Annotated in this window: 18 protein-coding genes and 1 pseudogene; 6 read left to right on the forward strand and 13 right to left on the reverse strand. The window is 59.1% G+C overall.

Annotation, left to right across the window (positions count from 1 at the left end; translation table 11 throughout):
• Positions 1-41: 41 nt before the first annotated feature.
• The 7 genes from M0D66_RS23220 to M0D66_RS23250 all read right to left on the reverse strand — a co-directional run bounded on the left by M0D66_RS23220 (position 42) and on the right by M0D66_RS23250 (position 6942).
• Positions 42-2543: a TonB-dependent receptor gene (locus tag M0D66_RS23220; RefSeq protein WP_266211673.1), complete on the reverse strand. Its 2502-nt coding sequence runs from the start codon at positions 2541-2543 to the stop codon at positions 42-44.
• A 116-nt stretch (positions 2544-2659) separates the two neighbouring features.
• Positions 2660-3664 carry a FecR domain-containing protein gene (locus M0D66_RS23225; RefSeq protein ID WP_266211674.1) on the reverse strand — a complete coding sequence of 335 codons (1005 nt, stop codon included), beginning with the start codon at positions 3662-3664 and terminating at the stop codon, positions 2660-2662.
• 11 nt (positions 3665-3675) lie between these two features.
• Positions 3676-4188: a sigma-70 family RNA polymerase sigma factor gene (locus M0D66_RS23230; protein ID WP_211706359.1), complete on the reverse strand. Its 513-nt coding sequence runs from the start codon at positions 4186-4188 to the stop codon at positions 3676-3678.
• Between the two features lie 106 nt (positions 4189-4294).
• Complete coding sequence (locus M0D66_RS23235) at positions 4295-4465, reverse strand: hypothetical protein (RefSeq protein WP_167378525.1); 171 nt, start codon at positions 4463-4465, stop codon at positions 4295-4297.
• A 217-nt stretch (positions 4466-4682) separates the two neighbouring features.
• Entirely contained in the window at positions 4683-5900 is a 1218-nt protein-coding gene (chrA, locus tag M0D66_RS23240) for a chromate efflux transporter (RefSeq protein ID WP_200620337.1), read from the reverse strand.
• 19 nt (positions 5901-5919) lie between these two features.
• Entirely contained in the window at positions 5920-6378 is a 459-nt protein-coding gene (locus M0D66_RS23245) for a DUF2501 domain-containing protein (protein ID WP_093645876.1), read from the reverse strand.
• 285 nt (positions 6379-6663) lie between these two features.
• A complete protein-coding gene (locus M0D66_RS23250) occupies positions 6664-6942 on the reverse strand; it encodes a hypothetical protein (RefSeq protein ID WP_244869745.1) in 279 nt (92 codons plus the stop codon).
• A gap of 778 nt (positions 6943-7720) precedes the next feature.
• Here M0D66_RS23250 and M0D66_RS23255 point away from each other — a divergent pair.
• A complete protein-coding gene (locus M0D66_RS23255) occupies positions 7721-9925 on the forward strand; it encodes a LamG-like jellyroll fold domain-containing protein (RefSeq protein ID WP_211706383.1) in 2205 nt (734 codons plus the stop codon).
• An 859-nt stretch (positions 9926-10784) separates the two neighbouring features.
• Positions 10785-11315, forward strand: a complete 531-nt coding sequence (locus M0D66_RS23260; RefSeq protein ID WP_301772987.1) for an IS21 family transposase — start codon at positions 10785-10787, stop codon at positions 11313-11315.
• A gap of 70 nt (positions 11316-11385) precedes the next feature.
• Here M0D66_RS23260 and M0D66_RS23265 read toward each other — a convergent pair whose 3' ends face one another.
• Both M0D66_RS23265 and M0D66_RS23270 read right to left on the reverse strand, forming a co-directional pair.
• Positions 11386-11712 carry a helix-turn-helix domain-containing protein gene (locus tag M0D66_RS23265; protein WP_266211676.1) on the reverse strand — a complete coding sequence of 109 codons (327 nt, stop codon included), beginning with the start codon at positions 11710-11712 and terminating at the stop codon, positions 11386-11388.
• The gene (locus M0D66_RS23270; RefSeq protein WP_200655540.1) at positions 11696-11950 is read right to left on the reverse strand and encodes a type II toxin-antitoxin system RelE/ParE family toxin; all 255 of its coding nucleotides are present in this window, start codon (positions 11948-11950) and stop codon (positions 11696-11698) included. Before M0D66_RS23270 ends, M0D66_RS23265 begins: the two co-directional genes overlap by 17 nt.
• 188 nt (positions 11951-12138) lie before the next feature.
• On the opposite strand from M0D66_RS23270, the gene M0D66_RS23275 reads away from it, so the two are divergent.
• Both M0D66_RS23275 and M0D66_RS23280 read left to right on the forward strand, forming a co-directional pair.
• Positions 12139-12684, forward strand: coding sequence for a hypothetical protein (locus M0D66_RS23275; protein WP_266211677.1), 546 nt, complete (start codon positions 12139-12141; stop codon positions 12682-12684).
• 45 nt (positions 12685-12729) lie between these two features.
• Entirely contained in the window at positions 12730-13287 is a 558-nt protein-coding gene (locus tag M0D66_RS23280; RefSeq protein ID WP_266211678.1) for a hypothetical protein, read from the forward strand.
• Between the two features lie 35 nt (positions 13288-13322).
• Here M0D66_RS23280 and M0D66_RS23285 read toward each other — a convergent pair whose 3' ends face one another.
• Both M0D66_RS23285 and M0D66_RS23290 read right to left on the reverse strand, forming a co-directional pair.
• Complete coding sequence (locus M0D66_RS23285) at positions 13323-13655, reverse strand: phage protein NinX family protein (protein ID WP_266211679.1); 333 nt, start codon at positions 13653-13655, stop codon at positions 13323-13325.
• 4 nt (positions 13656-13659) lie between these two features.
• A complete protein-coding gene (locus tag M0D66_RS23290) occupies positions 13660-13971 on the reverse strand; it encodes a hypothetical protein (RefSeq protein ID WP_266211680.1) in 312 nt (103 codons plus the stop codon).
• A gap of 95 nt (positions 13972-14066) precedes the next feature.
• On the opposite strand from M0D66_RS23290, the gene M0D66_RS23295 reads away from it, so the two are divergent.
• Positions 14067-14987 (forward strand): SOS response-associated peptidase family protein, encoded by a 921-nt coding sequence (locus tag M0D66_RS23295; RefSeq protein ID WP_266211681.1) that lies wholly within the window; start codon positions 14067-14069, stop codon positions 14985-14987.
• 167 nt (positions 14988-15154) lie between these two features.
• Here M0D66_RS23295 and M0D66_RS23300 read toward each other — a convergent pair whose 3' ends face one another.
• A complete protein-coding gene (locus tag M0D66_RS23300) occupies positions 15155-15895 on the reverse strand; it encodes a hypothetical protein (protein ID WP_266211682.1) in 741 nt (246 codons plus the stop codon).
• Between the two features lie 531 nt (positions 15896-16426).
• Between M0D66_RS23300 and M0D66_RS23305 the strand changes: the two are divergent.
• A pseudogene (locus tag M0D66_RS23305) lies at positions 16427-16656 on the forward strand (hypothetical protein); the annotation flags it as partial.
• A gap of 84 nt (positions 16657-16740) precedes the next feature.
• On the opposite strand, the gene M0D66_RS23310 reads toward M0D66_RS23305, so the two are convergent.
• A complete protein-coding gene (locus tag M0D66_RS23310) occupies positions 16741-17808 on the reverse strand; it encodes a phage late control D family protein (RefSeq protein WP_266211683.1) in 1068 nt (355 codons plus the stop codon).
• Between the last annotated feature and the right edge of the window lie 14 nt (positions 17809-17822).

Below are 17822 nucleotides of genomic sequence, written 5' to 3' on the forward strand. Positions count from 1 at the left end.
TGAATGCGTGTGTTACGTGCGAGGCGCGATGTCGGCACGGCCTAGAACTCGAGCGTCGACAGCAAAGAGACCTGACGTGCGTCGCCAACCGACACGAAATACTTGTTCACGCTCGACGGGTAATAAGTCTTGTTGAACAGATTTTTCACGTTGAGCTGGAACGACAGATGCCGATTGCCAAGTTTCGTCTCATACGTGGCAAAGGCGTCAGCGACGGTGTAGGCCGGTAGCGTAAAGCTGTTGGCCGAATCGCCCGGCCGTGGGCCGACGTAATGCGCGCCGGCGCCGACTCGCAACTGATCGCCGCCGAAGATCGTGCCGAAGTCGTACACCGCCGCAAGCGATGCAGTATTCTGCGGGGCGTTCCACAAACGCTTGCCGGCGTAAAGCGGGTCCTCGGTGGTCTTCGCGTCGATGTATGCGTAGCTCGCAATCACGCTCCAGTGCTGGCCGATCTGGCCGGCCACGTCGAGTTCCACGCCGCGCGAGCGCGCTTTGCCGGCCGTGCGCCAGTCGGTCTGCTTGGTCGTGTCGTTGTACTGCTGCACCAGCACGTTCTTCTTGTCGATATTGAACAACGCCAGCGTGCCGCTCAGGCCGTTGGGCATCGCCACCTTGGCGCCGAGCTCCCACGAGGTGGCTTCCTCCGGCAGCACCGATGAATCGATTACCACGCCCGAAGACAGCGGCGCGATCGTCGAAGTCGGTTTGAGCGACTGCGTGTAGCTCCCGTATAGCGATACCGTGTCGGTCCATTTGTAAACCACGCCCGCGCGCGGCAGCCATTTGGTGCCGTTAATGTCGGTATTGACGACAAATGGCCGGCCCTTTCCCGCGATCTGGTTGTAGCTCAGAAAGCGCGCGCCGCCTATCAGGATCCACTTGTCGGTGAGGTGCAAACTGTCCTGGAAGAAGAGCGAGCGGTCGTGCAGCGTGTCGGTCTGATCGCTGTCGCTGGCCGACACCGTGGTCGACGGACTCTCCAGACCGTAGACCGGACGGAAATAGTTGAACGGATATTTCGTGGCCTGGCGCAGCAAGTCCTTGCGATAGATGCGGCGGTATTCGTCGTCGACACCGACCTGCAAATCGTTGCGCAAGCCGGCAATGTCGAAATGACCGTCCACATAGGCGATCGCGTAACTGTCCGTGCTGAGCGCGCCATGTGTCGCATCGTTGCTGCGCGACACGGCGCCCGTCGTACTGTTGATGCCTTGCACGCGTAACTGACCCGCGTCGTAGGTCTCGCGGTTGTAGCTGTAGCCGAAGTGCGCCTTCCAGTTGGCGTTGATCTGATGGTCGACGCTGATCTGCGCGAGGTTCGATTCGCCGTCCATTTCGTTGAACGGTTCGTCGAGACGTTCGCGGCTCGAGATCGCGAGCGGCTTGTTGGTCTTCGGGTCGAGCGCCGTGCCGCGGTCGAACGGATAGAGAAACTTTCGATATTCGTACGACACCACCACCTGCGTATCGCGTCCATACCATGCGAGCGACGGCGCCACGAGCGTCTCGCGATGTTCGCCGAAGTTGCGCCAGTATTGTTCGTCGGTCTGATCGACGACCAGCCGGTAGGCGAGGCCGGAGTCGCCGATCGGCCCGGTCGTATCGAACGTCGCGCCGGCTCCATTGCGACCGTGTCCGTAGGTCGAGCCGAGCACGGAGATCGCGTGATACGGTTTGAGCAAGGGTTGCTTGCTCACCACGTTGACAACGCCGCCCGGGTCCATGATCCCGTACAGCAGCGAAGTCGGGCCTTTGAGCACTTCGACACTGTCAGCGGCTGCGTTCAGCGCGCGCCCCTGCACAAGCGGCATGCCATTGTGCATGATCGAACCGTCGCGATTGCCGCCAAAACCGCGCTTGAGCAAGGTGTCCTGCGTGCCGGCCAGCGTATTGCCTTGCACGATGCCGCTCACGTTCGCGAGCGCGTCGTCCAGATTGCGCGGACGTTGGTCGTGCAATACCTGAGCCGGCACGATGTTGACGGCTTGGGCCGTGTCGAGCACCGGTGTATCCGAACGCGTCACCACTGCGTCGGCAGGTGGCCGGTAGCTGTCGGCTTTCACCGTCGACGAACTGACGGTCACGGCGGGGAGGGTGGTGCCGTTCCCGTTGCCAATGTCCGCTGAAGGCTCAGTACGCTGCTCGAGCGTATAGCTGCCATTGGACTGTTGCACCGCGCCGAGCCCCGTGCCGCGCAGGATTCGACCGAAGCCTTGCTGTATGTCGTAATCGCCGCGCAGACCTTCGCTCATGCGGCCGTCCGTCAGCGCCGCGGGAAACGACAGCAGCAGTCCGCTCTCACGTCCGAAGCGATTGAGCGCCGCTTCGAGCGGGCCAGCCGGAATGTCGTAGCTCTTGCGCGGCGACGCTGCCGAAGCGGATGGCGCATCGGCGGCCAGCGCGACATTGAACGGCAGGCCCGCCGAGATCAGCGCAGCCGTTGCAATATGCCGCGCGAAGTGTGCCGGCTGTCGAGCGCGCAAAGCGCCGCGGCTGCTACGGCTGCCATTGCCGGCGCCGGTCTTTCGATGCTGTGCCATATTCAAAGCTCGCAGGAAGGTAGACGATGTGTTGCTCTCATCTCCCTTGTCACGCGAGATTCGAAAACAGCTCACAACAAACGAAAAAATTTCAGCGCCGGTAGCGCAAGCCGGTTTTAAGAGCGAGCCGCGCGCACGGTACCCCAGTAGCGTGTGATGAACACGACCTCAACCGGCAAGGTTCTCGTCAGGGTGTCGAGCACGAGGTCGGGGTCGGCGAGCGGGAAGGTGCCCGAAAGCCGCAAACCGGCCACGGAGGGATCGCAGCTCAGATGCCCCGCGCGGTAGCGGTCGAGCTCGTTCACGAAGTCGCCGAGCCGCATGCCGCTCGCGACGATCAGGCCATCCGTCCATGCTGCGTCGTTCTCGCTGATCGGCTCGACCGCGCTGATGTCATCACGTGTAAAGCGGGCGCGTTGGCCTGCATGGACGACCGGCGCGAGACCGGGAGCATCGAATGGATTGATCCGCACGGCGCCTGCGAACACATCGAGACGGCAGAGCGCGCTCTGTTGTCTGACGGCGAAGCGCGTGCCCAAAGGCTGCAAACTGCCTTGCGCGGTCTCGACGATGAACGGCCGGCGCTCACTCTCGTTGTGACCGGTCGCGATCATGATTTCACCTTTGATCAGGCGCACGCGGCGCTCGGCATTGCTGAAACGGATATCGATGGCGCTGTCGGTATTCAGTGTCAGGCGGGTGCCGTCAGCAAGCGTCATGGTGCGGCGTTCGCCGAGTGCAGTGCGCGCGTCCGCGCTCCATGCGCGCCACGGCACGTGTTCACCGGCAAGCCATGTCGCGCCGCCGGTGAACAGCAGGCTTGCGAGGACTTTGACACTCGCACGGCGCTTCGCCGAGCCAGGACGCGTCAGCGCAGCGCGTGCGGCCGCCGCGCCACCTGCGTCTGCGTTGCCCGAGCCTGTTTCAGCGAGGCCACGGAAGCGGCTGCTGACGCTGCAGATGTGTTGCCATGCACGCTCATGATCGGGATGCTCCGCGCGCCAGCGCGTTAGCGCGAGTTGCTGCGCGCGCGACTTGTCGCCGGATTGCAGTTCCATCCACCACTCCACGGCGCGCAGGGCGATGTGCTGTGGAATATCGGGTCGCGCGCTCGCGTTCATCCGTCGATCCGTTAGGCCGCGCTGAGCGCAAAGAAACACTGCGCGCCGGCGCGCACCAGATGGCGTTTCACGGTCGAGACGGACAGCTTCAGTTGTGCGGCGATTTCGGCATGGCTCAAGCCGTCGAGCTGGGCGAGGAGGAACGCACGCTTGACGGCGAGCGGCAGTCGCTCCAGCAGACTGTCGATTTCACACAGCGCTTCGAGAAGCAACGCACGCTCTTCAGGGGAGGGCGCAAAACTTTCGGGGGCGAGCGCCAATGCTTCCAGATAAGCGCGCTCGATCTGCTCGCGACGCCAGTAGTTGGCTATCACGCGTTGCGCGACGGTCGTCAGGAACGCACGCGGTTCTTCCAGGGCGAGCGGTTCATCGCGGGCGAGCAGACGCACGAACGTGTCGTGCGCAAGGTCGGCCGCGCGATGCGCGCAGCCGAGCTTCTTACGCAGCCACGCGTGGAGCCAGCCGTGATGATTGCTGTAGAGCGCCTGCATCTCGTGATGCAGGGCCGATTCGATTGCCGCCATGGCCTACCGGACGCGCCGGATCGATGGATGCGGCGCCCTTGTAAATGAGAACGATTCGCATCATAGCATGACAAAATGTAAGGGTGGAATGAGAACGTGCCTGGCGCTATGACCGGTCGCGGTTACGGGTTCGCGTGGCGCCGGTGATCACCGCGAGGCCGAGCATGACGACCGCGACGATCGCGATCGTATGTTGTGCAACATGCAGCGCCATCAGTCCCCACGCCACGCCGCCTATCAGAATGATCCAACCTACGAGATAAATGAGCAGGGTCATCGTTGTTCTCCTTTTCGTTCGACGGACGGGACCAGCTTGCCTGCTATGGAAAACGTTACCGGTCGCCCCGATTGGGCCGTTGAAGTCGCGTGCCCGAACCGGCCTGCAGCAGGGCGAATCCGGCACATGCGATCAACGGGTCTATCGAGCAGCAGATTTCGCGCCTGACGTCGAATGCCCGCGCCGATTCAGGCGGGGAACGATGGTGGAAGGGAATTCAGACGACCCACCACGCGAGCAGCGCCGTGAGCAGCACCACGGCCCATGAAGGCAGGCGCCACCAGCCGAGCAAAGCGAGCGCCACGATGACGAGGGCGAAATCGCGTCCACTGTGCACCGCGCTGGTCCAGACGGGATCGTAGAGCGCGGCGAGCAGAATGCCGACCACGGCAGCGTTGATGCCGGCCATCGCCCGGCGCATCGACGCGAATGCCCGCAGTTCGCCCCACAGCGGCAACGCGGCGCCGACCAGCAAAAACGACGGCAGAAAAATTGCAATGGTGGCGATCAGCGCACCGCCTATACCCGCCGGATAACCGGTGCTGGCGGCGCCTAGAAACGCCGCGAAAGTAAATAGCGGACCCGGTATCGCCTGGGCTGCGCCGTAGCCGGCCATGAAAGAATTGGTCGAGAGCCAACCGCGCGGCACGACGACCGCTTCCAGCAAAGGCAGCACGACATGGCCGCCGCCGAACACCAGTGAGCCGACCCGGTAGAACGCAGCGAACAGGTCGAGTGGATACGCATGCAGCAAGGCGGCCGCAGCAGGCAAGCCGAACAGCAACAGCCCGAAGACGGCGAGGCAAAGAAGGGCGCCAGCCTTCGTGCCGGGCATGCCGAGCGGCGCGCGCGGCACCTCGGTCGATGATTTCAGAAGCAGGGCACCGGCGATACCCGCCACGACGATCGATGCGATCTGGCCATAAGTTGCGCCGAGCACGATCACCGCGATGGCTGACGCAGCCGCGATCGTGACGCGGGCGCGGTCGGGGCAGAGCGTGCGTCCCATCGACCAGACTGCCTGCGCAACGACGGCGACCGCAGCGAGTTTGAGGCCGCGCAGCAGATGAAGCCCGTTTGCCTCTGCCAGGTGGGTGAAACCGTAGGCAAACGCGACCATCAACAGCACCGACGGCAGCGTGAAGCCGAGCCAGGCCGCCAACGCGCCCGCGATTCCGCCACGAAAGCGGCCGATCGCGATACCGACCTGACTGCTGCCGGGGCCCGGCAGAAACTGGCACAGCGCGACCAGATCGCTAAACGTGTGTTCATCGAGCCAACGGCGGCGTTTAACGAACTCGTCGCGGAAGTAGCCGAGATGGGCGGCAGGGCCACCGAACGAGGTCAGGCCGAGCCGCAGGAAAATGCAGAAGATGCTCCATGGCGAACTATGTGCGGGCAGTTCGAGGGGCGTATCGGATTCCGTGTTCTGCATCAACATGTTCCACACCCGCTCACAGCAAGGATTTCCCCTGGGCGAGAATCTTGTCGCAGACCTGTTTCGTGACCTGTTCTTTCAGGCCGCCACCGCTCAGGTCCAGTTGCTTGCCGTCGCCGCTGCTCAAGATGCCCTTGGCACCATTGGTATAGCCGCTGTCCGTCGAGGCCGAACTGGAGCCGCCCGGCAGTTTGCTCATCAGCGAGTCCTTGACCGAAGACGCGCTGCCGCCGCTGAGATAGTTGTTCTTGATGCAGAAGTCCAGCACACCCGCGACGTTGCTGGTGCTGCCGGACGTGAGCGACTGTCCTGACAAGGCACTGCCCATGCCGCCAAGGCTCCCGAGGCCGCCGGACGATCCACCACCCGAGCCCTGATTGAGCAGGTTACCGAGCTGCGCCTGAGCGGCCGGGACAGGTAGCAATGCTGCGATCAGCATTCCTGTAGCTGCGATGCGATAGGTGCGTGATTTCATACTCGAACTCCTTCTGCTGGCTGGAAGTCCTCTCTACTATAGTGCCTTTCAGACGCACGGCAGACGGGGTTGTCACGTTAAATGTTGTCATGCGTGGTGGATTACCTGCGACAGTCTCTAGAGACTGTCATCTTGATCGTATAGACGTACGCCGTATATCCGAGCGCTGTTAGAGGGAAGGGGCTCATCGAGCACGTTGCAAGGCGGAGTGAGTTTCCGCGATATTTGGCGTGCGACTGCGTTGGCATTCACCGCTGCACAGGTCAGGTTAGTCGCTGAGCGATCCTAAACGACCGTATGAGACAGACTCAGAATGACAGTCAATGCGCCCGATTTGTCATAGTCGAAGAGTCGTGACTTCACTTTCAGCACGCCATCGAATCCCAGGTCGTCCACCTTCATTGTTACGTTATCGCCGACAAGAGGAAGTTGATGTGCTGCCCGTGTACCGGTAGTACGGTATGTGCCAAAGCCACCCGTGTACTCGTACACATAAGTCACTTTCTCATCCATGTGCGCCCCGCCCGTGTGAATCATGTGGTCAATCTGATAGAAGTCTTGCACAACTGCGTCCGATTTCGCCTGGCCTCATTTGGACTGAACAGGATGTGAAAAAAGGGGGAGGTGAATCGTTGGTCGACGTTTGATGGGCGTTGCGTGCGCAGTGAGCGGAACGGCGTTGCTTCATGCGGAAGCTATTGACACTCCTCAGCCCGCTGCCGACGGTCAGACCTGACAACAGTCGCGGCATGCATTGCCATATATGGCAATGCGCACACTATATGAGATTTCTATTCTTTGCCGTAAGCAAATCCTGATTTATATATAGGGATTTCCTTATTTTTTATTGAATATTTTTTGAGGGCGTATCTCTCACAATAAATTACCTTAATCTATAGAAGCAATCTACATTTCCCCCTTCAGACTGAATTTAATCGGCCGTATACCTTGATGATGCAGGGACCATCAGTAGACCTGGCGCCGTGGTCGATACCAATTTCTTTCCGCATTTTTAGTCATCATTTATCGAAATTAATCAGACTGCGACTGCGTGTGTTTCACGAGGCGAGTGGAATCTTCAATAACACTCATTGAACTGCATCAGGAAAAAGGCCGCAATGGTGTTATCCGCATCTGAACGCGGACGGCACAAATCGCGGCCGCAAAAGCAAACGTTTGCCAACAACTGACGGCACCCAGAATGGCTCCATAAAAAACCATCGGGACCGTCTCATTCGGAGAGAAGAAGAGCATGACGAGGTCGAAATCGAGCAAGGTCGATACACAACGAGCACACGTAAACTCAGACGCGCCTGCAACACGGTCTGGGCACTCCAACACCATGGCGATGCAGGAGCAAATCGCTGAGGGCATTTCGCGTCGCACATTTCTGTACAGCCTGGGCGCGTTGGCTCTGTCCGCCTGCGGCGGCGACGGTGGAGGAACATCGTCGGCTCAGGGGTCCCAGTCATCGCTGTCGGCGGCCGCATCACGAGCTGCGGTGCTGAGCAGTTCGTCGTCCGGCGCGTTTGTGCATCCAGGTCTGCTGCATACCCAGGCCGACTTCGATCGGATGAGCCAGAAGGTCGCGGCGCAAGCGTCTCCGTGGATCGATAGCTGGAACATCCTGATCTCGAACAGTCATGCAAGCCTGTCGTGGACAGCGCGCCCACAGGCAGTCGTCTATCGGGGTAGCGACGGAGTGCATTCGCAGAACTACTCCTTGCTGTTCAATGACGTCGCGGCGGCGTACGCATGCGCATTGCGCTGGAAAGTCTCTGGCAACACCGCTTATGCCGACAAGGCAGTGCAGATCATGAACGCCTGGTCGTCGGCGTTGACCGGGATCGGTGGCAATACCGACGCCGATCTCGCGGCCGGTATCTACGGCTATGAATTCGCCAATGCCGGTGAAATCATGCGCACCTATTCAGGTTGGGCAGCCGCGGACTTCGCGAGCTTCCAGAGCATGATGCGCAACGTCTTCTATCCGATCAACCACGATTTCATCAATCGGCACAACAACACCGAGGTGACTCACTACTGGGCCAACTGGGATCTGTGCAACGTGGCATCGATCATGGCTATTGGTGTGCTATGCGACGACCAGTCGCTATTCGATGAAGCTGTCACGTACTTCAAAAGCGGCGCGGGCAACGGCGCGATTTTGCAGGCCGTCTACTACGTCCACCCGGGCTACCTGGGTCAATGGCAAGAGTCGGGACGTGACCAAGGGCACGCCACGCTCGGCATCGCGCTGGCGGGAGCGATCTGCGAAATGGCCTGGAATCAGGGTGTCGATCTCTACGGTTACGACAACAACCGCTTCCTCATGGGGGCGGAGTACGTTGCGAAAAGCAACCTGATCGAGTCGGGCACGACTTTCTACACTGTGCCTTTTGCCCGCTACACCAATGTAGACAAAGTGAACCAGACGGCGTTTTCGACTTCGGCTCAAGGGACGGTGCGGCCTTGCTGGGCACTGGTCTACAACCACTACGTCAATCGCAAGGGATTGGCCGCGCCTTACACGCAGAAGTTCGCGACACTGGTCCAGCCCGAAGGTGGCGGAGGCAACTATGGACCGAACAGCGGTGGCTACGACCAATTGGGCTACGGGACGCTGACCTGCACGCTGGATGCGATCGCAAGCGGTGTAGCGCCAAGCGCGCTCGTCGCGATTGCAAGCGGAGGGGAGGTCGTTCTGTCGTGGTGGGGCACGGCGTACGCGACGAGCTATAACGTCAAGCGCAGCACCACGTCTGGCGGACCTTACACGTCGATTGCAACTGGTGTCACCGACCTGCTCAGCTATACGGACAGCGGTCTCTCAGCCGGCTCCTATTACTACGTCGTGACCGCGGTGACACCGGCCGGCGAATCGGCCGCGTCTAACGAGGCCGTTGCGGTCACGGCGGTGCAACTGCAGACCTACCTGGCATTCGACGAAAGCAGTGGCATCAGTGCGGCGGATTCGAGCGGAAACGGGCATTCCGGCACACTGGTCGGCGGTGCGAGCAGGGCGGTTGGCAAGAAGGGTAATGCCGTATCCCTCGACGGAAACACGGGCTATGTCAGCCTGCCGGACAACATCGTGGCCGACGTGTCGGACTTTACGATCGCGGCGTGGGTGTACTGGAACGCAGTAAAGAACTGGGAGCGTGTATTTGATTTCGGTTCCGGCACGGGGCGCTACATGATGCTGACCCCGCGCGCCAATAACGGACTCGCGCGCTTTGCCATCACGCTTAATGGCGGCTCGGGCGAGCAGGACATCAACGGCAATGTCGCCTTGCCTACCGGGCAGTGGGCGCACGTCGCGGTGACGTTATCGGGCAACGTCGGCACGCTGTATCTGAACGGTGCGGAGATCGGCTCCAACACGGCAATGTCGTTTGCGCCGTTCCGTGTGGAAAGCACCAGTCAGAACTGGATTGGGCGATCGCAATTTTCAGCCGATCCGTATTTCAATGGATTGATCGACGAGTTTCGCATCTACCGTAATGCGCTCAGTGCGGAGCAGATTGCGGCGTTGATTTCGGTGTAGGGATAGGTTGGCGGATGCTGACGTGCTGAGCGCGTTGGCATCCGCGCGGCTGGGCTTCAGCCCCAGCGCGGTCGTGCAAGACCGCCGCAAGTCCATAAAGGTTGAACATAGGTCGATGTTGGAATTTGCAAGCTGCGCGATCTAATATGATCAATACGCATCGGCTCCAGCCAATGTCCCACGCAGCCGCACCCGGAGATCCCATCATGCTGATTGCGAAGGTCGTAATCGGAGTAGTCGCCCTCGTCGGCGTGACCACAGCCTACGCGGACGGGTTCGTCGTCACGAGATCCCTTTCGAATGGGCGTGAAATGCGCCTCGTCCAACACACTGAGAATGTAATGGCGGCCCCGGCGCATTCATTTACAGGAGCGGTAAGCAGATCGATCAGACCTGCAATGTCCAACTGACTGCGGCAGGAGCGACCGTGAGGCTGCCACCTTTTGAGCCACGCATGTTCTTCCCGCGCGATACGCTGTACCAGGACTCGAAACTATGAGCGCCCACCGGTCTCTGCAATAAACCGTTGGACGGGCGTGCATCACCGGTGCAGGCGTTGATTATTCCCGCGTTCTGCCGCCAGTACGATCGCATGGTCTGGTTCCGGGCACCGCTGGGATGCCGTAGCATGCGCCACAGCAGCCAGCCCGGAGCCGGGAACCGGACATTTCTAATGAGTCAGAACCGGACATTACTAAAAAGCTCTGACAAACTTATTGTTGATAATTTATCTTATGTAAAATTGTTTCGCTAACTTGCTCACCTCGGACTACGTTCGGCGATCGGCTGTATCTATTTGTAAGTTTTGTAACGTTTACGTTAGATTACGCGCCGCTTCCGATTTCCAGCAGGATTCCAGGTGTCTGCAGAACAACGGCATGGCTGCCTGCAAGAGTTTCTCGCCCTAACCAACGGTCTTTCAATCGCCGCAGTCGCTCGAACATTGCGCTGTTGCTCGCGCACGATCCGCAACTACGTCGCTGGCCGTTCGCCAATACCTTGGCATCGCATCGAAATGCTTCGCCTGCTCGCCCTTGAAACCTCCGCGACGCAAGGCAATTTCAGCGACTGCATGTCGGCCGACGAAACGCCTGTAGTGGCCAATATCGACCCCGATCCCACAGCTCCGGACGTTCCGCCTGCTGAATTGCTCGCGTGGGTCGGCGTTCACGCCCCGCATTACCTTTCCAGCAGGCGCAGCTTTGCGCTATATGTACGCGGCTGGAACGTAGTCGACAAAATCCGACGCGCCAAGCGTGAAGGCACGTTCACGGCTGTACTCGCGCGCTGGCGTACACAGGCAGTCGAGCTGCCGCGAATGTGGCGCTCGGGCCGGATGTTTGCGGGCATTGGCCCACCTGCGTACGTGCACGACAAACCGGCATCGTGACGGCTAATGGACGTATAGGCGGAAAAATGGGCGTCTTGCGCCCCATTTAATCTGGATGGTTTGGGAACGGTCAGAAATCGAGCTGAGCCGCCGTGATGCCGAGCGCGGTCGCGATCTTTTCGCGTGAAGCCTTGCGCAAGCGATCGCTGCCTTCCTGCTGTGCGTAGGCCGATTGACTGATGCCCATACGTGCAGCGACTTCAACCTGCGTCAGGCCAAGATGCTCGCGCCAGGCGCGAACCGGCGTTGCACCGTCAACCGTCAGGCTCACGACTTCGTGCGGAATCAGGCCGCGTTCGGCGCTATGCTCGGCCACATATTCCGCGTACGGAATCACGACATAGGCGGGTGTGCCGTCCGGTCCGTTGATGATCTGAATGTTAGTACGTGCGTTCATTGCGTTTCCTCACTTCCTCAATCTCGACGACCTTGATAGCGCCGTCCCAGTTGAACAAGACCCGGTAATTGCCGACGCGGAGCCGGTAGCCGTATTCGTGATCGGTCAGCGCTTTCACGCTCTGGCAGTCTGGCATCGCAGCCAAGGTGCTCACGCCGTCACGAATCGCCACCTGATGCTGCCGGTCAAGCTTGCGCAATTGTTTTGCCGCCTTCTGGGTCCAGTTAATCGCGTTCATGCTTCTATTATAAGAGTAATATAAGTTTTATGCCAGATCAACTTATTTTCCGTAGCCAGTCCCCTGCCCGCCTTTAACAGATCTGTATCCTGCCGGTCGGGGCCAGCGCTCGTCTGCCGGAACCGGCACTAATCGACCCAGAATCCAGCACAATACTGCTGCGTCTGAAAAGACAAATCGGGGGAATCATGGCTGACGGTAATGCAGCGTTGATCGCATTAATCGGCGTGCTGGCGGGTGGCTACGTCAACAATTTCTTGGCCGAAGATTATCGCCGGTTCAGGGACGGCACCGCGCTGGCGGGTGCGTTGGCGGGTGAGCTAGGCTCGCACATGCAGGCGTTCCCGCTGCTACGGACTGTGCTGACCGGCTTGAAAGCCGCAGTTGAGCAAGGGAATCGCCCGCCGCTCCGCCCCATCGAGACTCCGAATGATCCAATTTACGAGAGCAGCGTAGGCAAGATTGGCTTACTCGGCGGCAAGCTCGCGGAAGACGTGGCGTTCGCGTACCAGCAGATTCGCGCCTTTCGGCTGAACTTCTACCTCGTAGCGTCCAACCACGAGCAGATGAAAGACGCCGAGATCGTGGCTCGCCTCAACTCGTGCCTCGACACGATCAATAGGGGTGACGAACGTGCCGCGGTGTTGCTGGCCGACCTGAAAGCGCTCGCTAGCCAACGATATGTGGAGTCGCGGACTAGGTGGCTCAGGTCCAAAGCCGCCGGAATTAACTAGCCCTGGTGCGCTAAAGTGCGGCGAGAACAATACCGGGGGAAAGGCATGAAAAAAAGTGCGATAAGTGCATCTGTCACGATACTGCTCGTCACCGTCTGTTTCCGTGCAGGAGCTGAGACGCTCCCCCAGGTCATCCTGCAATGCTCTGGAGAGCAGTCGTCAGTGGGTATAAACGCCCCGAAAGATGTGCTGGTGCCTAACCGCGATCCAAATGTAGTCGGCACCTACACGCTTCGGGGCAATGTGCTCACGGAGAGTGGCGGAGGAACCTTTGCGGACGAGCTGTACAACTTGTGCAGCACCACAAGCACTAACTACGTCTACTCGACTGATTGCTCTGTTGGGCGCATGCGTTACATTTCGGACTGGCTGCAGGTAACAGATGCGGCCTCCAATGACCGCTTCATGGCAACGCACAAAGCCAGCGCCTACACCTTGGACATCCTGGTGATCGACCGGGTGAACATGAGCGTCACCTCGGAGTACCTGAGCAACCAGCTTCGAACGGACTACGATCAGAAGAACAAGAAGGTAACTCTCACGCCCTATCTGACGTCCATTCGATTCGTGGGCCGGTGTAGCGTCGTTAAGCCAAAGCTCTAGTTCGGCAGGTACCCTTCGTGAGTTTTGAACAGTATTCAGGCAACTTCCGGCCCGAACGTGACGCCAACGTAGCAACGCATCGCGGCTTCGAGTTCGGAGTCCCCTAGCCAGTACCGATCGTCGTCGGCCCTAACGCCGCCTAGTGTCACCGTCCCCACGCACGCAATCGCCTTGGTTCCCAGCTCCGCGTCATGGATTGTTCCAATAACGATGCCATGCCGATCGATAATCGGCCGAGCCAAGGCGTAATCCGATGAAAACTTGCGCGTTGCCTGCACTACGCTGGACGTCTCCGGATCGTCATCACGTCGCTCGGCACGTTCTACCCAGTAGTCCAGCCACGGTCCCTTCAGTTCGTCTACGAACATACATTCATCTCCTTCTGCCGTTTCTCCGCCCCTCTTCCAAATTGCGCATGATCGCTTCGCAAAGTTTCTGTTGCCGCGGCGTGGGAGGGTCTGTCAGGCACGGCTCGGCATCCAATTCCCGCTCAAAGCATTCCCATACGCTTCCCGCCACATAAGCGGTTCCGCCCTTGCCAATCATCCGTCGGATCTGATCGGCGCGGATTATCGTCGATCGCAAGCGATGAATCTCCTGCAGCAGCCGCAGAACGGTTTCTGTCGGCTCGCGATCGTAAATTTCGGCCAGTTCAGCGGCGGTTAGTGGGCGACGATGACGCATGGCCGTACTGCACAATACTGTATGGATATACAGTATAGCCGGGATAGTTCTGTTTGCATCTGGCACTATCATTGGAAGGTTCGAGGGAGGTATCTATGTGCTATTCGGCCCAGATTGAGGCGGACTACAAGAAGTACATAAAGATGTTCGGTGCAGCCATGAGCCTCCGGGAATTCGCGGAGTTGTACTGGGAACATGGCGGCCGGGAACTCAAGGCCCCCATGGCAATGGAGGCAGCGTTTTCTGACGCCACGACCGATGACGAGCGCCGCATTCAGGCACTGATTGCTGAAAGCAACGCACTGCGGACGACCAAGCTTGAGCAGGAGCTTTTCAAACAGCGCACGCGGCTCGCCGATGCAGAGCGGATTCTGGCAACGAAAGCGACAAAAGCCGCCACTGAAAGCAAGCGGATCGCCTCCGACAAGATCGACGCCGCAGCGCGCCGACTTGCCGACCTGAAGCGCACCACATTGAAGGATTCGGATTCGCGGATCTACCCTGGCTGGTATGCCCCGGTGATGATCGTTCGGGACGGCCGCCGCATCGTTGTCCCTATGCGATATCGCTGCCGGTTACCGGGTTGGACCGAGCAGACGGAGAAGGAAAAGCCGGGGACGTACAACGCCCGACGAGACAACTTGAAGCGCGTATGGGGCAAGCTGTTCGGCTATAGCCACGGCATCATGATCGTGAATCGTTTCTATGAGAACGTTGACCAGAACGGAAAAAATGTCGTTTTGCAATTCGACCCGACACCGCCACAACAGATGCTGGTCGCTTGCCTGTGGTCACGTACGCCGATACCTGGTGAACCCGATCTATGGTCGTTTGCTGCGATTACCGACGAGCCTCCGCCAGAGGTCGCGGCCGCGGGTCATGATCGCTGCATCGTCCCGATCAAGCCAGAAAACGTTGATGCGTGGCTCAATCCGAATCCGTCCGAACTGGCGGCCCAATACGCCATTCTCGATGACCGCGAACGACCGTATTACGAGCATCGGATGGCAGCATGATGCACGCGTTGTGCCGTACAAACGTCAACGTTGTTCTGAAATTCAAGGGCCCGCGTCAGCGGGCTTTTTGTTTGTGCGCAATCCTAAGGAGCATTACATTCCACATCTACCTTCTGGCGGGCCGACGCCCGTTTAGATTGCTTCGCAGAGGCCGTGTTGGCAGAAGACTAGCCACCTTTCTTCGATGAGGGAGGAGCACTCGCCGGAGGCTGGCCAATTCCGCCAGTCGAAAGCATTTTGGGCTCCGAGGCAGCGAGCGACTTTACTGAGGATGTGGCTACTGCTGGTGGCAGCGCAGCGTTCAGTGTTTTCTTTTCCGAGTCGCTGGCAGCGCATTCGGCCGGATCCAAGAACCGATCGGTCAGGGAGTAAATGGAATTGACGAAAACGATAAAGAACGCGAGCGACACCACCAGGATCATTAAACCGGTAACCGACGATTTGAAAGATAGCTTGCCACTCGAGTCGACATCGATCCCTCCCCCCATATCTGGTAGAACCGCAAGCTTTGCAGCTTCAGCGAGCCGATAGGCAGAAAATAACTGGACCGCGGAAAGAGCCACGCCCGAGATAGTTATTGCAACCACCATCCAGAGCAATATATGGTTTTCGTAGTTCTGTTCTGCGAAGACCGTCCGGTTAATAGTAAAGTCCACCAGTTGTGCGCGCCTGACTGCGTTGCTAAAGCAGTATTGCGACACGTTTACCAGAAGGAAAACGTTGTTTTTTTCCTCCGGCTTCAGCGTGGTAATCGTCGAGACTTGGCAGTGATCCATCGCGGCGACGTCGGCCAGCAACTGATCTTTGGTGATGTTAATCCTGCCTGCGGTTTGAGTGGAGAAATAGACGAACACTCCCGTGCAGGCGAGGACGACGATGCAACCAATGAGCCAAAGTGTTTTCGCCATTTGGAGAAGTCAAAAAAGCTGACCCGGAAATTGATTTCCAGCATTGTCTCCGCACCAACACGCAGTCCCCGCGGGAGCGTAACCGTTGACGGCGCAAACACCGACGTTCGTCCCACAGCGATTTGTTACAGAAGGCATCTGTGGCGGTTGCATCGGACTCTGCATCTGCGCTTGCTGTGGCAATGCCATCTGTTGCTGAGGCACCATCTGTTGCTGCGGTGCCATCTGTTGCTGTGGCACCATCGTTGGATTAACTACCTGCGGACTTGCCCATCCCTGCTGCAGCTTGTGCTGCTCACGCAGCAGGCATTGAGTATCCGCAGGAGCGCACGCCGCGAAACACGAGTTTGCGAGCACCAGACTTATCGCCAGCGCGACACTATGCGGTAGATTCACAACGTTCTCCTAAGGAGGCGCAAAAGCCACGCCTTATTAAAAATAGCGAATGGTGTGGAGAAAGCGCCCCCCCGATGATGAAGTATGTGCGCAAGCGCACATACGCAGCAAAAGTAAGCGTCAGGACAACGCAATCCGCCGCGTCATGTGCTTGTCGCTTGCTTGTGGCCACGCGCTCCAATATCTGGTGAATCCGATCTATGGTCCTTTGTTGCAATTACTGACAAGCCACTGCCAAAAGTCGCGGCCGCCGGTCACGATCGTCGCTTTGTCGCGATCAAGCCGGAAAACGTCGATGCATGGCCCAGTACGTAATTCTCGATAACCGTGAGCGGCCGTACTCCGAACATTGGATGACGCCATAACACACGTGTTGTGCCGTATAGACGACGACATTGTTCTGAAATTCAAAGGCCTACCTCAGAGGTTTGTTTTTTTGTGCGCGGTTGCTACTGCCCTCCTTTCCGAAAATGCGAGCGGTGCCGGTCGGTCGTCGGGTCGTCCCGTACTTCCATCTCGAGCGACGTGGTAAGCCCGCCATCGCCGTTGAGCGTATGTGTTGCTTCCTTCACGAGCCAGGGCGTTTCGTTGATCTCCGGTTTGAACCCGGCGACGTTCACCGGCAGCTCGGGGAACACCTCAGGCCGGCCGAGCGCGAGCTGGTAAGAGAACGTCGCCTGACTGCGCTGCGTGCGTGCAAACTCGCCTTCGGCGGCCGCCCGCGCCTCAGCTTCAGTCGCATAGTCCTCCGGCAGCACCTTCACATTCCTGTTGTTTTCGCCTCCGACGACGACAGACTTGCGCTTTCCCTTGTTGTTTGAGTGGTAGTGCGCGCGCACGGCCGAATAGCTCTCACGCTGCGCGACGTGATAACGGTGCGTGTCACCGTCTGCACGCGTCAGGTTCAGTACCGTCAGCGCCCTCCCGCTCGCCGACTTGCCAGAGCCTATGGGCATGAACAGCAGGTTCAAATCCTTGACGTTCATCACGGCGTCGTAACGCTTGGCGAGGCGCGTCAGAAAAGACATGTCGCTTTCGTGCGTCTGGTCGATGTGCGCGATCGCAACCGTAGCGAGTGCGTCGGCGATCGCCGCCTTGAGGGAGTGGCGGCCGGCAATGGCGCGCACGATGGAGCCGATAGTCTGCGCGTGCCAGCTCTGTTCGCGCCGCTCGTGCATCTGGTTTGTCATCGACGCCGATCGCGCGCGGATCGTCAGGATATCGGGCGTGCCGCTATGCTCGACTTCATCGACAGAAAACGTCCCCTTATCGACTAGCGGCTCGCCGACCCATCCGATCGCTACCTTGATGTTCGCGCCGCGCTTCGGAATAGCGAATGTGTTTTTTGAGTCGTCTATGACGAGATCGATCGTATCGGCTTCGTCGCTGCGAGACTCCTTAAGCGACAGGCTGATGAGGCTCGGCGCGATCAGACGCGACAGATCCCGACCGTCGAGCGTGATGCGGTAATCGGCCTGCGGTTGCCGGCGCGCGATCGCGGGCGTCTGGTTTGTCATGCGCCGCCCGATTT

It is taken from the genome of Paraburkholderia sp. SECH2, from assembly GCF_030464795.1.
GTDB lineage: Bacteria > Pseudomonadota > Gammaproteobacteria > Burkholderiales > Burkholderiaceae > Paraburkholderia > Paraburkholderia aspalathi.

Coding starts and splice junctions, on each gene's coding strand:
- M0D66_RS23220 (WP_266211673.1), bottom strand. CDS start 2,543: ATGGCACAGCATCGAAAGACCGGCGCCGGCAATGGCAGCCGTAGCAGC.
- M0D66_RS23225 (WP_266211674.1), bottom strand. CDS start 3,664: ATGAACGCGAGCGCGCGACCCGATATTCCACAGCACATCGCCCTGCGC.
- M0D66_RS23230 (WP_211706359.1), bottom strand. CDS start 4,188: ATGGCGGCAATCGAATCGGCCCTGCATCACGAGATGCAGGCGCTCTAC.
- M0D66_RS23235 (WP_167378525.1), bottom strand. CDS start 4,465: ATGACCCTGCTCATTTATCTCGTAGGTTGGATCATTCTGATAGGCGGC.
- chrA (WP_200620337.1), bottom strand. CDS start 5,900: ATGCAGAACACGGAATCCGATACGCCCCTCGAACTGCCCGCACATAGT.
- M0D66_RS23245 (WP_093645876.1), bottom strand. CDS start 6,378: ATGAAATCACGCACCTATCGCATCGCAGCTACAGGAATGCTGATCGCA.
- M0D66_RS23255 (WP_211706383.1), top strand. CDS start 7,721: ATGGCGATGCAGGAGCAAATCGCTGAGGGCATTTCGCGTCGCACATTT.
- M0D66_RS23265 (WP_266211676.1), bottom strand. CDS start 11,712: ATGAACGCACGTACTAACATTCAGATCATCAACGGACCGGACGGCACA.
- M0D66_RS23270 (WP_200655540.1), bottom strand. CDS start 11,950: ATGAACGCGATTAACTGGACCCAGAAGGCGGCAAAACAATTGCGCAAG.
- M0D66_RS23275 (WP_266211677.1), top strand. CDS start 12,139: ATGGCTGACGGTAATGCAGCGTTGATCGCATTAATCGGCGTGCTGGCG.
- M0D66_RS23280 (WP_266211678.1), top strand. CDS start 12,730: ATGAAAAAAAGTGCGATAAGTGCATCTGTCACGATACTGCTCGTCACC.
- M0D66_RS23285 (WP_266211679.1), bottom strand. CDS start 13,655: ATGTTCGTAGACGAACTGAAGGGACCGTGGCTGGACTACTGGGTAGAA.
- M0D66_RS23290 (WP_266211680.1), bottom strand. CDS start 13,971: ATGCGTCATCGTCGCCCACTAACCGCCGCTGAACTGGCCGAAATTTAC.
- M0D66_RS23295 (WP_266211681.1), top strand. CDS start 14,067: ATGTGCTATTCGGCCCAGATTGAGGCGGACTACAAGAAGTACATAAAG.
- M0D66_RS23300 (WP_266211682.1), bottom strand. CDS start 15,895: ATGGCGAAAACACTTTGGCTCATTGGTTGCATCGTCGTCCTCGCCTGC.
- M0D66_RS23310 (WP_266211683.1), bottom strand. CDS start 17,808: ATGACAAACCAGACGCCCGCGATCGCGCGCCGGCAACCGCAGGCCGAT.